General features: G+C 63.4%; 13 protein-coding genes, 2 tRNA genes, 1 other RNA gene and 1 pseudogene. 7 read left to right on the top strand and 10 right to left on the bottom strand.

The features are described 5' to 3' along the window. The first annotated feature begins 86 nt into the window (after positions 1 to 86). Positions 87 to 440, top strand: a transfer-messenger RNA (tmRNA) gene (gene ssrA, locus FQU74_RS03945). An 81-nt stretch (positions 441 to 521) separates the two neighbouring features. On the opposite strand, the gene FQU74_RS03940 is transcribed toward ssrA, so the two are convergent. Continuing rightward, positions 522 to 2,324 (bottom strand): NAD(P)-binding domain-containing protein, encoded by a 1,803-nt coding sequence (locus FQU74_RS03940; RefSeq protein ID WP_146285124.1) that lies wholly within the window; start codon positions 2,322 to 2,324, stop codon positions 522 to 524. A gap of 74 nt (positions 2,325 to 2,398) precedes the next feature. Further along, complete coding sequence (locus FQU74_RS03935) at positions 2,399 to 3,469, bottom strand: 2,3-butanediol dehydrogenase (RefSeq protein ID WP_146285123.1); 1,071 nt, start codon at positions 3,467 to 3,469, stop codon at positions 2,399 to 2,401. Positions 3,470 to 3,728: 259 nt separating this feature from the next. On the opposite strand from FQU74_RS03935, the gene FQU74_RS03930 reads away from it, so the two are divergent. The 6 genes from FQU74_RS03930 (at position 3,729) to fabI (ending at position 11,719) form a co-directional block, all read left to right on the top strand. Further along, complete coding sequence (locus FQU74_RS03930) at positions 3,729 to 5,612, top strand: sigma-54-dependent Fis family transcriptional regulator (protein WP_146285122.1); 1,884 nt, start codon at positions 3,729 to 3,731, stop codon at positions 5,610 to 5,612. 469 nt (positions 5,613 to 6,081) lie between these two features. Beyond that, positions 6,082 to 6,309, top strand: a complete 228-nt coding sequence (locus FQU74_RS03925; RefSeq protein WP_146285121.1) for a hypothetical protein — start codon at positions 6,082 to 6,084, stop codon at positions 6,307 to 6,309. Between the two features lie 251 nt (positions 6,310 to 6,560). After that, positions 6,561 to 8,744 (top strand): DUF3141 domain-containing protein, encoded by a 2,184-nt coding sequence (locus FQU74_RS03920; RefSeq protein ID WP_146285120.1) that lies wholly within the window; start codon positions 6,561 to 6,563, stop codon positions 8,742 to 8,744. Between the two features lie 30 nt (positions 8,745 to 8,774). Then, positions 8,775 to 9,728: a phosphate acetyltransferase gene (locus FQU74_RS03915; protein ID WP_146285119.1), complete on the top strand. Its 954-nt coding sequence runs from the start codon at positions 8,775 to 8,777 to the stop codon at positions 9,726 to 9,728. A 3-nt stretch (positions 9,729 to 9,731) separates the two neighbouring features. Then, positions 9,732 to 10,907: an acetate/propionate family kinase gene (locus FQU74_RS03910; RefSeq protein ID WP_146285118.1), complete on the top strand. Its 1,176-nt coding sequence runs from the start codon at positions 9,732 to 9,734 to the stop codon at positions 10,905 to 10,907. 26 nt (positions 10,908 to 10,933) lie between these two features. Beyond that, a complete protein-coding gene (gene fabI, locus FQU74_RS03905) occupies positions 10,934 to 11,719 on the top strand; it encodes an enoyl-ACP reductase FabI (RefSeq protein WP_146285117.1) in 786 nt (261 codons plus the stop codon). Between the two features lie 37 nt (positions 11,720 to 11,756). Here fabI and FQU74_RS03900 read toward each other — a convergent pair. The 8 genes and pseudogenes from FQU74_RS03900 to FQU74_RS03865 all read right to left on the bottom strand — a co-directional run bounded on the left by FQU74_RS03900 (position 11,757) and on the right by FQU74_RS03865 (position 19,366). Next, positions 11,757 to 12,525 (bottom strand): annotated as a pseudogene (locus FQU74_RS03900) (IS5 family transposase). A gap of 227 nt (positions 12,526 to 12,752) precedes the next feature. Beyond that, positions 12,753 to 12,842, bottom strand: a tRNA-Ser gene (locus tag FQU74_RS03895). Between the two features lie 400 nt (positions 12,843 to 13,242). After that, positions 13,243 to 13,317: transfer RNA gene (locus tag FQU74_RS03890), tRNA-Glu, on the bottom strand. 61 nt (positions 13,318 to 13,378) lie between these two features. Then, entirely contained in the window at positions 13,379 to 14,176 is a 798-nt protein-coding gene (locus FQU74_RS03885; protein ID WP_146286197.1) for a lytic murein transglycosylase, read from the bottom strand. A gap of 113 nt (positions 14,177 to 14,289) precedes the next feature. Further along, the gene (locus tag FQU74_RS03880) at positions 14,290 to 15,309 is read right to left on the bottom strand and encodes a GGDEF domain-containing protein (RefSeq protein WP_146285116.1); all 1,020 of its coding nucleotides are present in this window, start codon (positions 15,307 to 15,309) and stop codon (positions 14,290 to 14,292) included. Positions 15,310 to 15,316: 7 nt separating this feature from the next. After that, a complete protein-coding gene (locus tag FQU74_RS03875) occupies positions 15,317 to 15,904 on the bottom strand; it encodes a heme NO-binding domain-containing protein (RefSeq protein WP_146285115.1) in 588 nt (195 codons plus the stop codon). 62 nt (positions 15,905 to 15,966) lie between these two features. Beyond that, complete coding sequence (locus FQU74_RS03870; RefSeq protein ID WP_146285114.1) at positions 15,967 to 17,712, bottom strand: DUF4153 domain-containing protein; 1,746 nt, start codon at positions 17,710 to 17,712, stop codon at positions 15,967 to 15,969. A 109-nt stretch (positions 17,713 to 17,821) separates the two neighbouring features. Next, a complete protein-coding gene (locus FQU74_RS03865; protein WP_146285113.1) occupies positions 17,822 to 19,366 on the bottom strand; it encodes a trimethylamine methyltransferase family protein in 1,545 nt (514 codons plus the stop codon). Between the last annotated feature and the right edge of the window lie 54 nt (positions 19,367 to 19,420).

Raw genomic sequence — 19,420 nt, 5'->3', positions numbered from 1 at the left:
CGTCATCAGACCACAGTTTGAAAAGGGGCCGGTTTCTGACCGGCCCCTTTTGCATGGCAGGCACGTTTTTCATGACCGGCCTGCGCCACCTTGCGCCCCGTTTCCCCCCGGCCTATATCTGTCTTGTTCGGGTTCGCCCGGACTATGGCGATAAACGCACCTGGAATAAGCGGATCGGACCCGGGGGCGGTACCCGGCGGCTCCACCAATACTCGCTCGTTGGGCGCGGAGGGGGCCGAAACAGGATCGACGAACGTCTAAAGAGGCCAGCTTTCGCTCGGTGAGGTACCACCGTTATCGGTCCAAAAGTACAGTTGCCAACGACAACCGTGCTCCGGTCGCTCTGGCTGCGTAAGCAGCTCGGGTAACCGAAACTTAAGCCCTTGCGCTTAGCCGCGTAAGGCGGGGTTCGCAGGTACCTGGCAACAGAAACCTGCACCTTCCCCCTATTTGCCAGCAGGCCAATCGTAAGGTTGGAGAAATTGGGCCACCCCGCACGCAGGCAGGGCAGCCCACTTGGTTCAGGCCAGATGATGCGGCGCTTCAAGCCCCCAGACGGGCGTGTCGATCCCCTCGTACCGGGCCTTGAGCTGCAGCGAAAGATAGCGCGAATAGTGCCGCGACTGGTGCAGGTTTCCACCGTGGAACCACAGCCCCTGCTGCATCGTGGGCTTCCACATGTTGCGCTCTTCCCCCTCCCACGGACCGGGGTCTTTGGTGGTATTGGACCCGAGGCCCCAGCATTTGCCCACCTTGTCCGCAACCTCCTGGCTGATCAGATCGGCAGCCCAGCCATTCATCGACCCATAGCCCGTGGCATAGACCACCAGATCGGCGGGCAGTTCGGTTCCGTCGTCCAGCACGACCGCCGTTTCCGACAGATGGCTGATGCCCTTGCCCGATTGCAGCTTGATCGACCCGTCGATGATCAGATCGCAGGCACCCACATCGATGTAATAGCCCGACCCGCGGCGCAGATACTTCATGAAGAGCCCGCTTTCGTCATCGCCGAAGTCGAGCATGAAGCCCGCCTTCTCAAGCGCGGCATAGAAGTCGGCGTCGCGCTTTTTGATCTCGGCGTATTGCGGGACGTGGAAATCGGCCATGATCTTGTAGGGCACGCTTGCGAAGATCATGTCGGCCTTTTCATGCGTGATCCCGTTCGCCACCGCCTGTTCTGAATAGAGCCCACCCAGACAGACCTCCATCAGGCTGTCGGACTTGACGATATGCGTGGACGAGCGCTGCACCATCGTCACATCTGCACCGTTCTCCCAAAGGGCGGCGCAGATGTCATGGGCCGAGTTGTTGGCACCGATGACCACAACCTTCTTGCCACGATAGGCATCGGGGCCGGGGTGCTGGCTGGAGTGCTGCTGCTCGCCCTTGAAGACATCCTGCCCCTTGAACTTTGGCACATTCGCTTTGCCCGACATGCCGGTTGCCAGCACCAGCTGCTTGGGGCGCAGGGTGATCTCTTGCCCGTCGCGTTCTACAATGACGGTCCATTCTGCCTTGGCGTCGTCGTACTTGGCCGACTTCGCGGTGGTCGAGGACCAGTAGTTCAACTCCATGACCTTGGTATACATCTCCAGCCAGTCGCCCACTTTGTCCTTGGGGGCGAAGACCGGCCAGTTGTCCGGGAAGGGGATGTAAGGCAGGTGGTCGTACCAGACCGGATCATGCAGGCAGAGCGATTTGTAGCGGTTGCGCCACTGATCGCCCGGGCGCGGGTGCTTGTCGATCACGATGGTCGGAACCGACAGCTGGCGCAACCGCGCGCCAAGGGCGATACCGCCCTGCCCGCCGCCAATCACCAGCACATAGGGCTGCTCTTCATGGCCCAGGCGTGCGGCTTCTGCCTCGCGCTTTTCCTTCCACGTCTGGCGCTTTGGATCGTGGCCATGCTCTGCCCCCATGGGCCTGCGAAAGCGACGCGGCTCTTCATGCCCCTTCAACTCGTGCAAGGTGGTCAGCAGCGTCCAGATCTTGCCCTCCTTCATGCGGATATAGCCCTGGCCGCGCCCGGCAGCGGTTTCGATCACCAGCCAGCCCTCGGTCACACCGCCCGCCTCGGCCACCGTCTCAGTCGGGTCGAGCGACAGGGCCTTGGGTGCAATCCGTGGCAGTTGCGCGCGGGCCATTTCGGCAATCTGGCTGCGCCCCTCGCAGGTCTTCAGATTCCAGGTAAAGGCCGCCAGATCGCGCCAGAAGCCTGTTTCAAGGAACAGGCCTGCCACTGCATCGGCATCCTGCGCGACCAATGCGCGTTCAAGGTCAGCCACCAGCGCCGCAAGCGCGCCTTCGGATGTTGTATCAAGCATGGTTTCTCCTCCCATTTGCTTTGGATATGTCCGGGCAGAGGGGCCTCCCAACCCCACCGCCCCGTGGTGATGGATCAGGTCAGATCGATAAGGATCTTGAGCTGCGTCCCCGCCGGATCGAGAAGCGCATCGAAGCCCTCGGTAACGGCTTGATCGAGACGGATCTTGCGTGTCACCACCCGCGCCGCCGGGATCGCGCCCGAAGCGATAAGATCGATGACGCGCGGCCAGAGGTGGGTCGGATAGGCCCACGATCCACGCAGGTCGACGTCCTTGAAGGTGACCGTGTGCCAGTGCAGACCCGAATTGCCAGGATGCAGCCCGACCTGCACGACGGTGCCCTGCTTGCGCACCGCATCGAGGCAGCCTTGCAGCGCGCGTTCATTGCCCACGCATTCCAGAGCCACATCACAGCCGACACCCCCCTCGGTCGCGGCCCGCACCGCGGCCCCGATGTCGTCGCGCTTGGGGTTCAGCGTGATGACGCCGGGCAGCATCTTCCGGGCAAGCTCCAGCCGGGTGTCGTTCAGATCGGACAGGAACAGGGTGGTCGCGCCAAAGGCCTTTGCGGTCAGCAGGGTCAGGATGCCGATCGGCCCCGCGCCGGTGATCAACACCGAATGGCCGGCGGTAACCTTGCCGCGGTCGCAGGCATAGACGGCGACGGCGGTGGGCTCGACCAGAGCTGCCTCCTCGTCACTCATCCTGTCAGGGATGCGGACCACGTTATAGTCATTGAGCAGCGCTGCCTCGGCCATGCCGCCGGACACCCAGCTCAGTCCGGCAAGCGCCAGATTCTCGCTCAGGTGAAAAAGGCCACGATCGGCAAAGTAGTCACCCGACCGTGGCATGATCAGCGGCTGGACCGACACGCGGTCGCCCACGGCGACATGGGTCACACCGGCACCAACTGCGGTGACGACGCCGCCGAACTCGTGCCCCAGAACCTGCGGGCCATGGGCGCCGGTAAAGGGATGCGGCGCCGTCGGGATGAAGATCGGGCCGTAGGCATATTCGTGCAGATCCGTGCCGCAAATGCCGACAAACCGGTTCCGGATCGCCACCTGACCGGGGCCGGGGGCGGGAATCGCCGCGATCTCCTCGATACGCAGATCTTTGGCGGCATGGAAACGCAGGGCCTTCATTCTGTCTCCTCCTCGAATGCAGAGACAGGGTGGCCGCTTGCGCGACAGGGACGAAACGCAAAACGCGAGCCACGTGATTTCAATGGCTTGCCGGAAACACCTGTTGCATCAAGTGCGGCAACTGTTGCACCGGGCCGCAACACCTTTGCCGCAGTGCGGCACGATGCTGCGCCCCCGTCATGGGTAGGTTCTATGACAGGGGAATGTGGGCTAGGATCACGCGGGTCCGCCCCTTCAGGGGCCGGGCCGGAGGGCACCCATGCAGACCGATGTCGAGCACATCCGCGAGATCGAGATCGTCGCACAGCACGGCAGCGAAAGCCGTGATCCCATCGTCGTGGAAAGCTGGCTGCGCTGCCTTGAGAAGCACGGGCTCGACCCGACGGCGCGGTCCGAGGCCTATATCGTGCCGGACGCCGCCCTGCGCCAGCATCGCCAGCGGTCCGAGGATCTGATCCGCATCGCACGGTCGGGGATCGATGACCTCTACCGCCTTGTCGCGGGCCAGAACTATGTCCTGCTTCTGTCCGATGGCTGCGGCGTGACCGTCGAGTATCTTGGCGAGGAAAGCCACAAGGCCGAACTGCGCAGGTCTGGTCTCTACCTCGGCGCGGAATGGTCCGAGGCGCGGGCGGGCACCTGTGCCCTTGGCGCCTGTATCGAGACGGGCGAGCCGCTGATCATCCACCAGAGCGACCATTTCGACGTCACGCATGGCGGACTGTCCTGCACCGCCGCACCGATCTATGACACGGCCGGACGACTGGCGGCAGTGCTGGATATCTCGCTCCTGTCCTCGCCCGTGGCGCGCACCAGCCAATTGCTCGCACTCAACCTCGTGCGGCAGACCGCGCGGCGGATCGAGATGGCGAACATCATGGCCGAAAGCCGCGCCGATTGGGTGCTGCGGCTGGCGGGAAGCCCCGACTTTCTGGATGTCGACCCGCAGGCAGCACTGCGGCTTGATGCAGGGGGCCGCGTGATCGGCATGACCAATGGTGCCGCGCGACTGATGGCGCGGGTTCTGGGTCAGGACTGGCGCCACGGCCCTACGCTGATCGGTCGCCATGTGTCAGAGGTGTTTGATCTGGACATCGACACGCTTGAGGGGCTGACCCGACAGCATGCCGCACGCGACCGGCTGATCGAAACCCGTGACGGCTATCGTCTTTTTGCCCATGCCATCGAACCGCGCCGCACCCCCGCGCCACGGGCCGAACCCGCGCGGACCCTGTCGCCCGAACTGCGCCAGCTTGCAGGCGATGATCCGGTGATGCGCCGGATCGCGGAACAGGCTGCAGCGCTGGCGCCTCGCGATGTGCCCCTTTTGATCGAAGGCCCAAGCGGGTGCGGCAAGTCGACGCTTGCGCGGGCAATCCACGCGACTGGCAGACGTGGGCCGTTCGTCACCATTGCCTGCGAGACAATCGGGGAAGACGAAGCGGCGGTGCTGTTCGGTCGCGGCGACGCGCGTGGACATGAGGCGGGCCTCATCGCCTCGGCCGAGGGCGGAACGCTTGTGCTCGACAATCTCGAAGAGTTGCCCCCGCGCCTGCAGGCACGGCTTGTCAGCCTGATCGCCGAGCGCCGCTTCCGTCCGGTTGGCGCGCTGCGCGAAAGGACCACGACCGCGCGCGTGATCGTCACCAGTCGTGGGTCAGCACAGACCGACAGCCTGCGGCGCGATCTGTTTCACCGCCTTTCGGGGTATCGGCTGACCCTGCCCCCGTTGGCACAGCGGCAGGACCTGGTATCCTTGGCAGGGCGGGTCTTTGGTCAGGCACTCGGCTGCCCCGTCACCTTCGAAACCGCCGCTGCCTCTGCCCTGACCCGCCATCCGTGGCAGGGCAACCTGCACGAACTGGAAGCAATGGCCCAGTCCATCGCCACAAGCTACGCCCCCTGCCCTGCCTCGGGCGTTCATCTGGGTCTGGCGCAGCTTCCGCCAGAGTTGTGGGACGTTGGCCCCACCCCTCGCGCCGATACCCCGGCCATGTTGCGCCATGTGCTGAACCAGCACGGCTGGAATATCTCGGCCGTGGCCGAGGCGCTTGGCGTTGACCGCACCACGATCCATCGCCGGATGGCCCGCCACGGCCTGACCCGCGCAAGCAAGGCGGTGAGCCGACGCCCACACGCCTAGGGCCCGGACCCATCGACCTTGTGTCTACGGCATGATTCGGCCTCCGCGAGCAGACTGACGGATGAGAAACCTTTTCTGGCCCACAGACGCGCGGCTGGCGCGGGCAGATGACCACGGGGCCTTGGATGGTATAATATCGTTTGATAACAATCACTTGTGGTGGAGCAATACGCTGGGGCTGTATGGTCTGCCGAAGACCCTCAACATTCTTGCAGGATTGCAGCGCAGTTGTTTGCCGCCCGTTCGATGTCGTGGTCGATCATCCCCGACACGGCCTCGGCAAGATAAATGGGCACCGAGGGTCACGGCTTCCGGCAGCGATATCCGGGCGTGCGCATTTCGGCCTGCACCGGAAACGCCGAAACGGTTGTCAGCAGTCTTTACGGCCATTACGCGGACAAGGCGCCTGACCTTCGCGCGACTGGCAGAATACCTGCTGGTACTTTGATAACGCGGCTCCAGGACACGGATGAAGCTGGAAGTCGCGGCTAAGTCTGCGGGTGTGGACCCTAGGCCTGCGACCGTGGCCGAAAAGCGCGAGATCGTGGCTTCTGGCCCAAGTATCGGTTCTGTTTCGCTGGCCGAGTTTGACGAGGACCACGGGCTGGTCCCGATTCGACTGGATCCGAAGGACCAGATGATGATGAAAGAGGCGTTGATCTGCCCGCAAGACTGGCGGAGTTCCACGCTGGTGTAAGTCTTCTTCGCCCACGCCCGCCAATTGGAGCGGCAAAACTGAGCGACGGAGCCGTCAGTTTCGCCTAACATTAGCAAGACTGATACCCGTCTATGCCTGACCTCGGTCATGGGCCTGAAGAAGTGGCAGGGGAAACGTCAGGTATCGGTCCGGGCTTGATCTGGGTCATGGCCGACCCGATGCACGCCGGGGCAATTGAAGGCGCACGGAACGTGACTTGGTGCTGAGTCGGATCAGCAAGGAGATCAGCGATGTCAGAGCTTCCCACCCCCGCCGATGCCATGGGCTATCTGGCCGATGCACGCCAGCGCGCGATCCTGTTTCTGGACGTGATGCGCCAAAGGTCCGCGCAGTCTGCCGCCCATAACGCCGAGGCCGTGCCGAACGTGCTCGACTTCAGGGCCGAGCTTGTCTGCGACGGGCGTCGCCTCAAACGTCCGGTCAACTATCTGCTGGTCCGCATCCTGCCACCCGAGGGCATCATCCTTGATGCGCGCAAACGGCCCTTCGTGGTTGTGGACCCGCGCGCGGGCCATGGGCCGGGCATCGGCGGCTTCAAGGCCGACAGCGAGATCGGCGTCGCAATGCGGGCGGGGCATCCGTGCTATTTCGTGGGGTTTCTGCCCGATCCGGTGCCAGGGCAGACCATCGAGGACGTTGCCCGCGCCGAGGCAGAGTTTCTGGAACATGTCATCACCCTGCACCCCGAGGCCGACGGCAAGCCCTGCGTAATCGGCAACTGCCAGGCGGGCTGGGCTGTCATGATGCTGGCGGCGCTGCGCCCCGAGCTCTTCGGTCCGATTATCGTCGCGGGCTCGCCCCTGTCATATTGGGCAGGGGTACGCGGGCAGTACCCGATGCGCTATTCCGGCGGCCTCTTGGGCGGCAGCTGGTTGACTGCGCTTGCTGGTGACTTGGGTGCGGGCGTCTTTGACGGCGCCTGGCTTGTCAGCAATTTCGAGAACCAGAACCCGGCAAACACGCTCTGGTCCAAGCAATACAACCTCTACTCCAAGATCGACACCGAGGCCGACCGCTATCTGGGGTTCGAGAAGTGGTGGGGCGGTCATGTTTCGCTGAATGCCGAGGAGATGCAGTTCATCGTCGATGAGCTTTTCGTCGGCAACAAGCTGGCGGCGGGCGAGATCCGTACTTCTGACGGCACCAGCATCGATCTGCGCAACATCCGCTCGCCCATCGTGGTTTTCTGCTCCAAGGGTGACAACATCACCCCGCCGCAGCAGGCGCTGGACTGGATCCTTGACCTTTATGACAGCGTGGACGAAATCCGCGCCCATGGTCAGACCATTGTCTACACCATCCACGATAGCATCGGCCACCTTGGCATCTTCGTCTCGGCCGGCGTCGCGCGGAAGGAACATGACGAGTTTGCCTCGAACATCGATCTGATCGACATACTTCCACCCGGCCTCTACGAGGCGGTGCTGACCCCGCGTGAGGCCGACGCAAGCGGCCTTGCGACCGGAGAATGGGTCATGCGTTGCGAGGCACGGACGCTTGACGACATCCGCGCCCTTGGTGGCAACTCCATCGAGGACGAGCGCATGTTCGCCGCCGCCGCGCGCGCATCCGAGCTCAACCTCGCGCTGTACCGCACATTCGCCCAGCCGGTCGTCAAGGCCATGGTCACCCCGGCCGTGGCCGAGACGATGAAGCGGATGCATCCGTTGCGTCTGCAGTATGATGTCTTCGGGCCGGCAAACCCCTTCATGGCCTGGGTCGCGTCATCGGCCGAAAAGGTGCGCGAAGATCGCAAGCAGGCCGACCCCGAGAACCCTTTCCTCGCCTGGCAGGCAAAGCTTTCGGACGCGATCGTCACGGGGCTTGAAGATTTTCGGAAGATGGCAGAGCGATCGGCAGAGGATGCCTTCCACCGCATCTATGGCTCGCCCGCCCTGCAAACCGCGCTTGGCGTCGATACGGCCTCGGACAAGCGGCCCCGCCGCGCCGCGAAAAGCCCCTTGCATGCCGAGCTGGTTCGCCAAAAGGTCGACGAGTTGCGCGTCGATTTCAGCAAGGGGGGGCTGCGCGAGGCTGCGATCCGGGCGCTGATCTATGTGGGCCTGCCCCGCGCCGCCGTGGATGAGCGCGGATTCGAGGTGATCCGCCGGCTTCGGCAGAGCCAGACCGGCAGTTCCGGGCTGAGCCTTTCAGAATTCAAGCAGATTGTCCGGCGTCAGTTCCTGATGCTGAAGATCAATGAAGAGGCCGCAATGGCCGCGCTGCCCGACCTCTTGCCCGAAGACAGCGCCCCCCGCCGCGCGACGATCGACACTATCCGGCATATCCTTGAGGGCACAGGCCCGCTGGAGGGAGAGGTGGCCGAACGGATGCATAGGGTTGAGGGCATTTTCGACCCCGAGCCCCGCATCACACCGGTCAAGGCGCGACCAGCAGGGACCAAAACGCCGTAATCGCATTCGATGCCGCAAAGGGAATGACGCATGACCGCACAGGAACCGACGAGCCACGCAAAGTATGACCTGCTGATCGATGCCGCGAATGACCTTCCGGCCGCGACCACGCTGGTCGTGCATCCCTGCGACGAAAGCTCTCTGGCCGGGGCGCTGGAGGCCCGCGATGCCGGGCTGATCGTGCCCATTCTTGTCGGGCCCGAAGCGCGCATCCGCGGCGTGGCCAGCCAGTGCGGGCTTGACCTGACCGGGGTCGAGATCGTGTCCGCGCCCAACAGCGAGGCCGGAGCGGCGCTTGCCGTTGCGATGATCCGCGAAGGCAAGGCCGAACTTCTGATGAAGGGCAGCCTGCACACTGATGAGTTGATGCATGAGATCACCTCCTCGGCGACGGGTCTGCGCACGGGGCGGCGGATCAGCCATGTCTTCATCATGGACGTCCCCGGACATGAAGAGACCCTCTTCATCACCGATGCGGCGATCAACATCTTTCCCGACCTCGAGACCAAGCGCGACATCATCCAGAACGCGATTGACCTGTGCCACGCCCTGGGCAACGCAGAGCCCCGCGTGGCCATCCTCTCGGCCGTTGAAACGGTGACGACCAAGATCCCCTCAACCATCGAGGCGGCAGCACTTTGCAAGATGGCCGACCGGGGACAGATCACCGGGGGAACGCTGGACGGCCCCCTGGCCTTTGACAATGCAATTGACCCCGAGGCCGCACGCATCAAGGGCATCAACGGCCCCGTCGCTGGGCGCGCGCAGATCCTTGTCGTGCCGGATCTGGAGGCCGGGAACATGCTGGCCAAGAACCTGACCTTCATGGCGCATGCCGATGCCGCGGGCATCGTTCTGGGCGCCCGCGTGCCGGTGATCCTGACCAGCCGGGCCGATAGTGTACGCACCCGGCTCGCCTCGGCCGCCGTGGGCAATATCCTCGCCGCCGCGCGCCGCGCCAAGGCCGCGGTGCCAAGGGTCTGATCCATGGATGTCATCCTTGTCCTGAACGCCGGCTCCTCCAGCCTCAAGTTCCAGATCTTCGACATCACACCCGCCGGCCCTGAACGGCTGTACAAGGGTCAGATCGACGGGATCGGTGTGCATCCCCGGTTCCGCGTGGCGGACAGGGATGGTGCGGCACTGCTCGATCAGTCTTACCCTGCCGCCGAAATTCCGGATCTCGCTGCGGCGACAGGGCGCCTGCGCCAGTGGCTTGTCGAGCACGCCGAGGGCATGACGCTGCGCGCCATCGGCCATCGTGTCGTGCATGGCGGCCCGGATTATGACCGCGCGGTGCGGATCGACGCCGATGTGCTGAAACGGCTCGAACGGTTTGAGGATCTGGCGCCGCTGCATCAACCCAACAACCTTGCCCCCATCCGCATGGTCATGGCGGCAGCCCCCGACATGGCGCAGGTCGCCTGTTTCGACACGGCCTTTCACCGGGGCCATGCGCCCGTTGCCGATTGTTACGCAATTCCGGCGGCGCTTTATGACGAAGGTGTCCGGCGCTACGGGTTCCACGGCCTGTCCTACGAATACATCGCCAACCGTCTGCAGACGGTGGCGCCCGACCTGAGCGCGGGCCGCATCATCGTGGCGCATCTGGGGTCAGGTGCGTCGATGTGCGCGATCCGCGGAGGGCGCAGCGTCGAAAGCACCATGGGGTTCACGGCGCTGGACGGCCTGCCAATGGGCACGCGCCCCGGCCAGCTTGATCCAGGCGTTGTTCTCTACCTCATTGACCAAAAGGGCATGAGCGCGGCCGAGGTTTCAGACCTTCTCTACAAGCAGTCGGGGCTGAAGGGCCTGTCGGGGGTGTCGAACGACATGCGCGACCTGCTGGTCAGCACTGACCCGCGCGCAGCCTTTGCAATCGATCACTTCGTCCACCGGTGCGCCATCAGTATCGGAGGTCTGACGGCGGCCCTGGGTGGGCTGGATGCGCTGGTCTTCACCGCAGGGATTGGCGAGAACGCGCCGCAGGTGCGTACGCGCATCGCGGAACGTATCGGCTGGCTGGGCGCAGAACTGGATGCTGCGGCCAATGAGCGGAACGAGATGGTGATCTCGACCCCCGGCTCAAAGCTGCGCCTGATGGTCATTCCCACCGACGAAGAACTGATGATCGCCCGCCAGACGCTTGCATTGCTGGACTGACACGCCCCATTGACCTGGAGACCGAAATGACGCTTCCCACCGCAAAGGCCAAACTTCTTGAGGGCAAACGTGGCCTGATTGTCGGCATCGCGAATGATCAGTCCATCGCATGGGGCTGCGCGCGCGCCTTCCGGGCGCTTGGGGCTGAACTGGCGATCACCTATCTGGGCGACAAGGCAAAGCCGCATGTAGAGCCATTGGCGCAAGAGGTTGACGCCGAGATCTTCCTGCCGCTCGATGTCATGCAGGATGGCCAGATGGAGGCGGTGTTCGACCGTATCGCGCAAGACTGGGGCGCGCTAGATTTCGTGATCCATTCGATTGCCTTCTCACCGCGCGATACGTTGCATGGGCGTGTGACCGATGCCCCGCGCGACGGGTTTCTGAAGACCATGGACGTCTCGTGCTGGTCCTTCCTGCGGATGGCGCATCTGGCCGAACCGCTGATGACGAAGGGCGGCACCCTGTTCACCATGACCTATTACGGCGCGCAGATGGTGGTCGAGAACTACAATATCATGGGCGTGGCCAAGGCCGCGCTGGAAAGCGCCGTGCGCTATATGGCAGCCGAGCTTGGGCCAAAGGGCATCCGTGTCCACGCCATCTCGCCTGGCCCGCTGGCGACACGGGCAGCATCCGGCATCGCCGAATTCGACGCCCTGCTGGACAAGGCCAAATCGGATGCACCCGCCCGCGCCCTTGTCACGATCGACGATGTCGGCGCGACCTGCGCCTTTCTGGCACTCGATGCGGCCCGCCACATGACCGGACAGGTCATCTATGTCGATGGCGGCTACCATATCATCGACTAGTGTGATGACCCGTTCTAGCGTCCGGACTCATTGATCGTCAAAGCCAGAATATGACGGTTTCGGCGAGGGCGACGGCGGACAGGAAGGTCTTGGCGCACCTGTCGTATCGGGTTGCGACCCTGCGCCAGTCTTTCAGTCGGCCGAACATGATCTCGATGCGGTTGCGGCGGCGATAGCGTCGCTTGTCGTAGCGGACAGCTTTGCCGCGCGACTTCCAACCGGGGATACAGGGGCGCATCCCTCGTCTTTCAACGCATCTCGGAACCAGTCGGCGTCATAATCCCGGTCCGCGATCAACCATTCGGCAGCAGGCAAGCTGCCCAGAAAGGCGGCGGCTCCAGTGTAGTCGCTGACCTGGCCTGCAGTCATGAAGAATTTCAGGGGCCTTCCCTTGGCGTCCGTGACGGCATGCCATGTGGTGTTCAGCCCTCCCTTGGTCCGCCCGATCAAACGCCCGCTCTGGTCGTCAGGTCCCCCTTTTTCACCCGCAGGCTCGAAGCCGTGCGGTGCGCCTTAAGATAGGTCGCGTCGATCATTACCGTCTTCAGCTCGGTGCCTGTCGGGGCCAGCCCCTCCATCATCAGGGCAAAGACCCCCATGTCCCCCCACCGCTTCCACCGGTTATAGAGTGTCTTTGGCAGACCATACTCACGCGGCGCGGCGCGCCACCTCAAGACATTGCGATTGATGAAGATTATGCCGCTCAAAACCCGCAGATCATCCACCCGCGGCTTGCCGTGGCTCTTCAGGAAGAATGGCTTCAACCGCTCCATCTGCTCATCTGTCAGCCAGAATAGATTGCTCATCATCACCCCCGTCAGGTCGGGGCCTTGAATCACGCAGGCCGAGCGGCCTCAAGCCGATCAATGGGTCCTGACCCTAGCAAGCCTGCACCTGCCTCTCAAGTCTGCGTGCAGCGCTTTGTGCAGCAAAATGTGCAGCAGATTGCGCGTTGCGCAGAGCCAGTTCCAGCTATACTCGCAAAAATATCGCGCAAAATCAGCGCAATACGAATTCCACGGCAATAGGGAAATGGCGGAGACGAAGGGATTCGAACCCTCGAGACCCTTCCGGGCCTGCACCCTTAGCAGGGGTGTGCCTTCGACCACTCGGCCACGTCTCCGCCGACCCGTATATTTGTGGTCCTCGGGACAGACAAGCGGTTTTTTCGGTCTTGCAGCATCTGCTCCCGGTAGTGGTTCCATGATGTTGAACCGTGGCGTTGTCAGGACAGGAGAGCCGGTGCCAATTGCTTTTAGCGCTCGGCGTGAAGGGTCGATCTTGCGCCGCAGGAACCTCTTTCCCTCCGGCCGTCAACCCGAGCAACATCTTAAAACTGGAACCATACAGAGACGACGGAACCGGATGGCGAGAGATGCAGGCGCAGATGTGTCGAATGAAATGGAACCACCAAGGCCCCCCGCTCCATCGGGCAGTACCGCAGTCTTCGCGACGGGATTGCCCACCAATTCTGGCGAGCCGACTTAAGTCGCAAGAATTCGTGGTGTGTATGGGGAGAACCTTGGCAGCCCGTAGGGGAGTCGAACCCCTCTTCCCAGGTTGAAAACCTGGTGTCCTAACCGATAGACGAACGGGCCGCGGTTGGTAGGCGGCTATCTATGACAGCCGCCCCACCTGTGCAAGGGGGAAAAAGCGGGATCAGGCGTCGATTTTTGCGCCCATCAGTGCGATGGCCTGCTGGTAGACCTTGGCCGCATTCCATTCGCGGATCACGGCAAAGTTGGGCTCACCCTCCTGGTAGCCGGCCCCTGGACGCCATCCCTTCTGCGCCAGGAAGTTCGCAGTCGAAGCCAAGGCATCTGCCTGTTTTGTCAGGTCAACTCGACCATCGCCGTCGCCATCGATTCCGTAACGCAGCACGTTGCCTGGAAGGAACTGGGTATGGCCGACCTCACCGTGCTTTGCACCCACCGACTTTGGCGACAGCACACCCATGTCGACAAGCTGCAGCGCCGCAACCAGATGCGGGGTGAAGTAATCGCTGCGCCGACAGTCATAGGCCAGCGTCGCAATCGCCGAGATCACATTGCTGTCGCCCATGAAGCTGCCAAACCCGGTTTCCATGCCGTGAATGGCGATCAACACACCAGCCGGTACGCCGTATCGCTGCTCAAGCGACTGATAGAAACCGGCACTGGCCGCCTTGCGCTTGCGCCCCTGCGCGATGATCGTATCGGCGCCGCGCACTTGCAGGAATTTGTCGAGCGAATACTTGAAGCTCTTCTGGTTGCGATCAGCGGCAATCGTCTTGGATGCGTAGCTCGATCCCATCAGGGCCGCCAGACCACGTTCACCGACACCGGCGGCAGCTGCTTCCTGCGCCATGACCGGCTTCCACGATTCATACTCGGCACCGGTATTGCTGCATGGCGCGGAAAGCGCCGGGCCGGCAACCGCTACAATAGCCAGAATTGGCAGTATCGACTTTCTGAAAATCACCTTGAAAGCTCCATCATGGTTTGGGCGCAGTTTACGGTGATCCGGCAACCACGCAAGCGATGGAATGTTGAATGATGAACAGTCCCGCTCACTTCCCCGGCATTATGGTGTCAAGGACGTGATGGCCAAGCGGAGCCATACCCATCCGGTGCGAAGCACGCCCGCGCCCTGCCCTGTCGTTTGGCTGCATAAAGTGCGGCGTCGAGCTGCGCGAGGATCTCGGTGTTCAGCAACGGGCCTTGTGCGCCCACCGAAGACCAGAGGCCGACGGACGCCGCGACCTGACATCGTTTACCGGACTGATCGATAGGCTGGCTAAGCTGGCTGATGACGCGTTCGGCGATTTCGAAAAGACGCGCGCGGTCAGCCACATTCGGCAGAAGGACCATGAACTCATCTCCACCAATACGCGCCACGGTGTCAGAGGTCCGCGTCTCTTGCGTAAGCACGGTCGCGACGTGGCGTAGCACCGCATCACCGGCAGCGTGCCCGAGCGTGTCATTGACGGCCTTGAAGAAATCAAGATCCACATGCATCAGGCCAAAGGGGCGTGCGCCTTGACCCGATAGTACTTCGTCCAAGGCAAGGTCGAAAGCGCGCCGGTTGCGTACCCCGGTCAGCGGGTCGGTGCGGGCCTGTTGCTCTGCCTCGTTCTTGGCGCCGCGCAGGCGAACGTTCAGGGTTCGCAGCTCTTCCATGATCATCGATTTCGCCTCGACGACATAGAGCAGCTCAATCGCAAGATCGGTGGCGGCGAAATCCGCCTCTGTCAGACCGTATCGTCGAACCGCCTCGATTATCCCTGGCCCGAAGGACAGGTTCACAAGCGTCCCGTCCTCTGCATCCGCCACAGCGACGCCTCGAAAGGTCCCCTCCGCCCCGCGCGACCTGAGAAACAGCCGCTCTCCCGCGCGGGCCCGTAAAGTCGCGGGATCACCTATCCCCTCCGGCCGTCTGATTGCGAAGAGATCGAAGAACGGCGCGCCGAACGGGGCCTCGACGATCCTGCCAATGGTGGGGCCGGTCGCGCGGACGCGCCCGGCGGCGTCAAGCGCCACGTGCATGGGCATGAGTGTATCGAGCGCGGCCTGCGTAAGGCCTTTGGGGAAAGGGGCGAGGGCGGGCAACATCAAGGGATCACACCGGCGGCATGGCAAGGTCAAAGGGGCGCGGCGCGGCAAAGGCCGCAGCGGCGAGGCTTACCCCCACGACTTCGGCCCCCGCAACCTCTCCACGGTGCTCGACAAGGCAGAGCGCGCCATAGTCATCCGCCATCGCGCGCAACAGCCCGACGATGACATGCCCTGCCCCTGACAGCGGAAAGCGGCACCACAGCGTCAGGTTTGCGCCCGCATGTTCGACGACCTCGAGTGCCGGCAGTTCGATATCGGGAAGCGCCAGTCGGGCACGGTCAGGAATTTCGTCCAGAGAGTGGAGAAAGTCAGCAAAGGTGGGGCCGCCAAATCGCAACAGACGGCGCAGACCCCGATCTCCGGTCCCGGTGACAAGATAGGTGCCCATATCCTCAAGCAGGCTATCGCGGCTGCGATCCAGCAGGCGGCCCGCCGCCGCGATCACCGCTTCGCTGAGCGCATCGTCATAGTCGAGCATCGCTTCGAACCCATCGATGCCGAGCCGCGCCTCCTGCGCGACGTGCTGCCAGAAGGCCGCGCCAAAGGTTTCGCGCAGAAAGCACTGGATCGATCGATTGATTAGCCCATGCATCGCAGCCCCCTGTTTTCCGAAACATAGGAGGCGGATGTTAACGAAGACCTACCGAAGCACGTTCAGGGCACGACCAGAAGGTCGATCCCGCCGACGCGCAGGGCCTTGACCACAGGCGCTGCAATCACCGGGTCGGCGGATTGCAGATCCTCGATCATCTGCATGCCGGTCGCCTGATCTGGCGAGGGCATCCCGAAGGCCACAACACTGCGGCGCGCGACGACCCCGTCCGATCGAGTGAAGCCTTCGGTACGGATGAAGCCATCAAGTTCCGCGATCACAACAATCGCCTGCTGCCCTCCAGCGTCCGGCCAGAGTTTGCCAACCACCATGACGCAGGGCGCCTTGCCGTTGATCGGCGTTCCGAGCGTGCATTGACGCACCCAGTTCGCCAGCTCGACCCGGTCGAGGGAGGCCAGCACCGCGTCGCGCATCGCGGTTTCAGTCGCGGGGCGCAAGGTCATGTTGTCCACCAGCTCTGCCCGCAGATCGACCGCAGGTTCGGCTTTCGGCGTCGCCTCTGGCGGGCGCTCACGGGCGGCAAGGCGCGCGGCCAGCGCCTCGCGCCCCGGCTCTGCCGCCATCACGGCCAGTTCGGCAAGTACGGCCTCGCCCGCACGACCCCATTGCATGAGCCCCGACAGATCGAGCTGATCTGGCCCCATGATGCCGGATTTCAGGCGCGATAGCTGGCTCTGCGCCGAGATCCGTTGCGGGTCGATCAAGGGCGTCAGCAGAGTAGCGGCAAGGACCAGCGTCACCAGCGCCATGGTAACATTGGCCTGACGGATCCGCCCTTCCCACCCGCGACCGCGCAGCACCGCCAGCAGGTAGAGGATGCCATAGCCCAGCCCCAAAGCCGCAATCGAGGCGGCCAGTATGCGATCAGGTGTCCAGCCATATTGCCCGACACGCAGCCCAACAGCCCATGCGGCCAAGGCAGCAGGCAGCACCAGAAGGGCTGAGAGCGCAATCGCCGACCAGCGGATGATCCGACTGCGACTGGCCTCGGTCGGGGACTGGTCGACCGCCGCAGCAATCAGCGTGGCGCAAAGGGCAGTGATGACCAGCAGCATGGTGCCGGTCGACAGATCGCCGAACAGCCCCTCAAGCCCACGCGTAGCGAGTGCGCCAAGAAACACCCCAACGACACCCAGAACCACAGGCAAGAACAGCCGCAAAAGACGCAAAAGAAGCGTCGGCGCCACGACCTCCACATGCTCGTCAACCATCGCCACGCCAAGCCCGAAGGTCGCGCCGACAATCGCCGACATGACAAAGCGCGACTCAAGCAGCGGCGTCATGGCCTCTACGTCGACCATTCGGAGCAAGGCATCGCTCAGCGCAAGAACCGCCCAGACCAGCAGCACGAACAGTGCGGCAGCGGCAAAGCGGATCAGGATTGCCCAGGCTTCGCTGAATAACACCCGGTAATCCCGCCAGTTGCCTGTACTGGCCGCGATAAGGAAAGGCAGCGGCACGAAGGTCAACACACCGACACATATCACCGGAATCGCGCCCTCAAAAAGTTGGTCCGGACGATCAAAGCGTAGACCGGCGAGCGCCAGAAGACCCGCAACCAGCGTGGCGAGCAGCGCCGACATTGCCGCCGCGCGCGGCAGGCGCAGCGTTCCCGACATGCCGAGGACCCCGACAAAGAAGACCATCGCCCAGGCAATCGCACCAAAGATCACGCGGTCGGGCAAAAGCTGACGGTTCAGCGCCTCGGCCAGATTGAAGAAGGACAAGCCTGCCAACGCCCCCGTCGCCGTCATGGCAAGCCGTTGTCCCATCGGCCGGTCAATCATGGGCTGCTCCTTTCGCCGGGCGCGACAGGTTTTGCCTGCGCCGATCGCAGCCTATCGCCCCCGACGCGCGCGCGAAAGGCCCGACGCACGCGCAAAATTCTGACGCGGCTCAGGCGGGTTCGGCCACACCCGCGGCCCGTCTGCGCCCGTCAAGGAAACGGTCAAGCTGATCCTGCGCGCCCTCGGGAAGGGGCGGATCGACACAATCCGCCAGCATCCGCGGCACCATCCGGTGCGCGCGCTCGGACGTCCAGACGGCGCCATCCTGCGCCCAGTTTTCATACGAGCGGGTGTCTGACAGAAAGCCACGCAGGAAAGCATCGCGCGATTGCGCATCGGTCTGGGCGTGCCCGAAGTAGTGGCCCCCATGGCCGATCCGCGCAATCAGATCAAGCGACAGGCCCTCGTCGCCGCAGTCGTTCAAGCCGGGCGCACAATAGCGCTGAATCTGCTGCAACACCTCGCAATCCATCAGGAACTTTTCGCAGCTTGCCGACATGCCCCCCTCGATCCAGCCTGCGGCGTGATAGATGATCGACGCGCCGGATCGCACGGCAGTCCACAGCATCGCCGCACTTTCCCACATGGCCTGACCATCAGGCACAGGCGCGCTGCAGGCATTCGAGGCGCGCAGTGGCAGCCCGTAGTGCCGGGCCATCTGTCCGGCGATCTGTGTTGCTCGCAGGCTTTCGGGCGTGGCAAAGAGCATCGCACCCGACTTCATGTCGGCGGTCGGGGTAAAGCTGCCAAGCGCCACAGGGCAGCCCGGACTTGCGTATTGCAGCAGCGCAATGGCCGACAGCGCCTCGGCCAGCGAAAGCGCAACCGCCCCGGCCGGTGTCGTTGGCGCCGAAATCCCTGCAGCGGCAAATGGCGTGACAAATACCGCCTGACCCGCCCGCGCAAAGCGCAAGGCCGCCTCAAGTACCGCGCCGTCATGCTTCAGGGGTGAGACCGAGTTGATGTTGCTGAACATCCGGGGCGCCTGCCGGAATTCGTCCGCCGAGAGGCCAGCGGCGATGCGCACCATCTCCATGGATTCCTCAGCCTGCGTCGCGTTCAGCGCATAGACGTTGCAGGCCTTGTCAGACAGGCGCAGCATCTCGGCCAGGCATTCGACATGGCGCAGGGACGGAGGAACCTCGGCCGGCTCCACCGGATAGCCGCCGATAAAGTGGATGCAGTTGAAGTGCTGCGACAGACGGAGCAGATCGCGCATCGCAGCCCGGTCGCCCGGACGCTTGCCCCGTTCCATGTCCCATGCATTGGGTGGTGAAGAGACAGAGCCGAACAGCAGATGCCCGTCACCTACGGTGATCGTCCGGTCCGGGTTGCGCGGAATGATGTCGAACCGACGCGGCGCGCGCGCCAGCATCTCGGTCAGAAAGTCGCCATCCATGCGGACCAGTGTGCCTGTGACGCGGCAACCGGCCTGACGCAGGATCTGCGCGACTTCGGTCGATTGCACGTCAATGCCCACGTCTGAAAGGATGCGCCGAACCGCCGCGTCCAGCCGCACCACATTTTCGGGCGAAAGCGGGTCAATCGGGCGATCCTGCAGGATCGGCGGCGCCCAAGGCATCTGAACTGGCGGAACCTGCGGGCGGGGGCGCGGCCCCGGTTTGCTCCGGCTGCTGCCAGTATCATCCGCCATGGTCGTCCCTCCGTCGTCGTCCCTGCGCCCTATCTGGCCACATGGGATCAGCTT

The organism is Gemmobacter aquaticus, assembly GCF_007859075.1.
Lineage (GTDB): Bacteria > Pseudomonadota > Alphaproteobacteria > Rhodobacterales > Rhodobacteraceae > Gemmobacter > Gemmobacter aquaticus.
The sequence above is the reverse complement of the archived record's forward strand: the minus strand, read 5'-3'. Positions and strand labels throughout refer to the sequence as shown.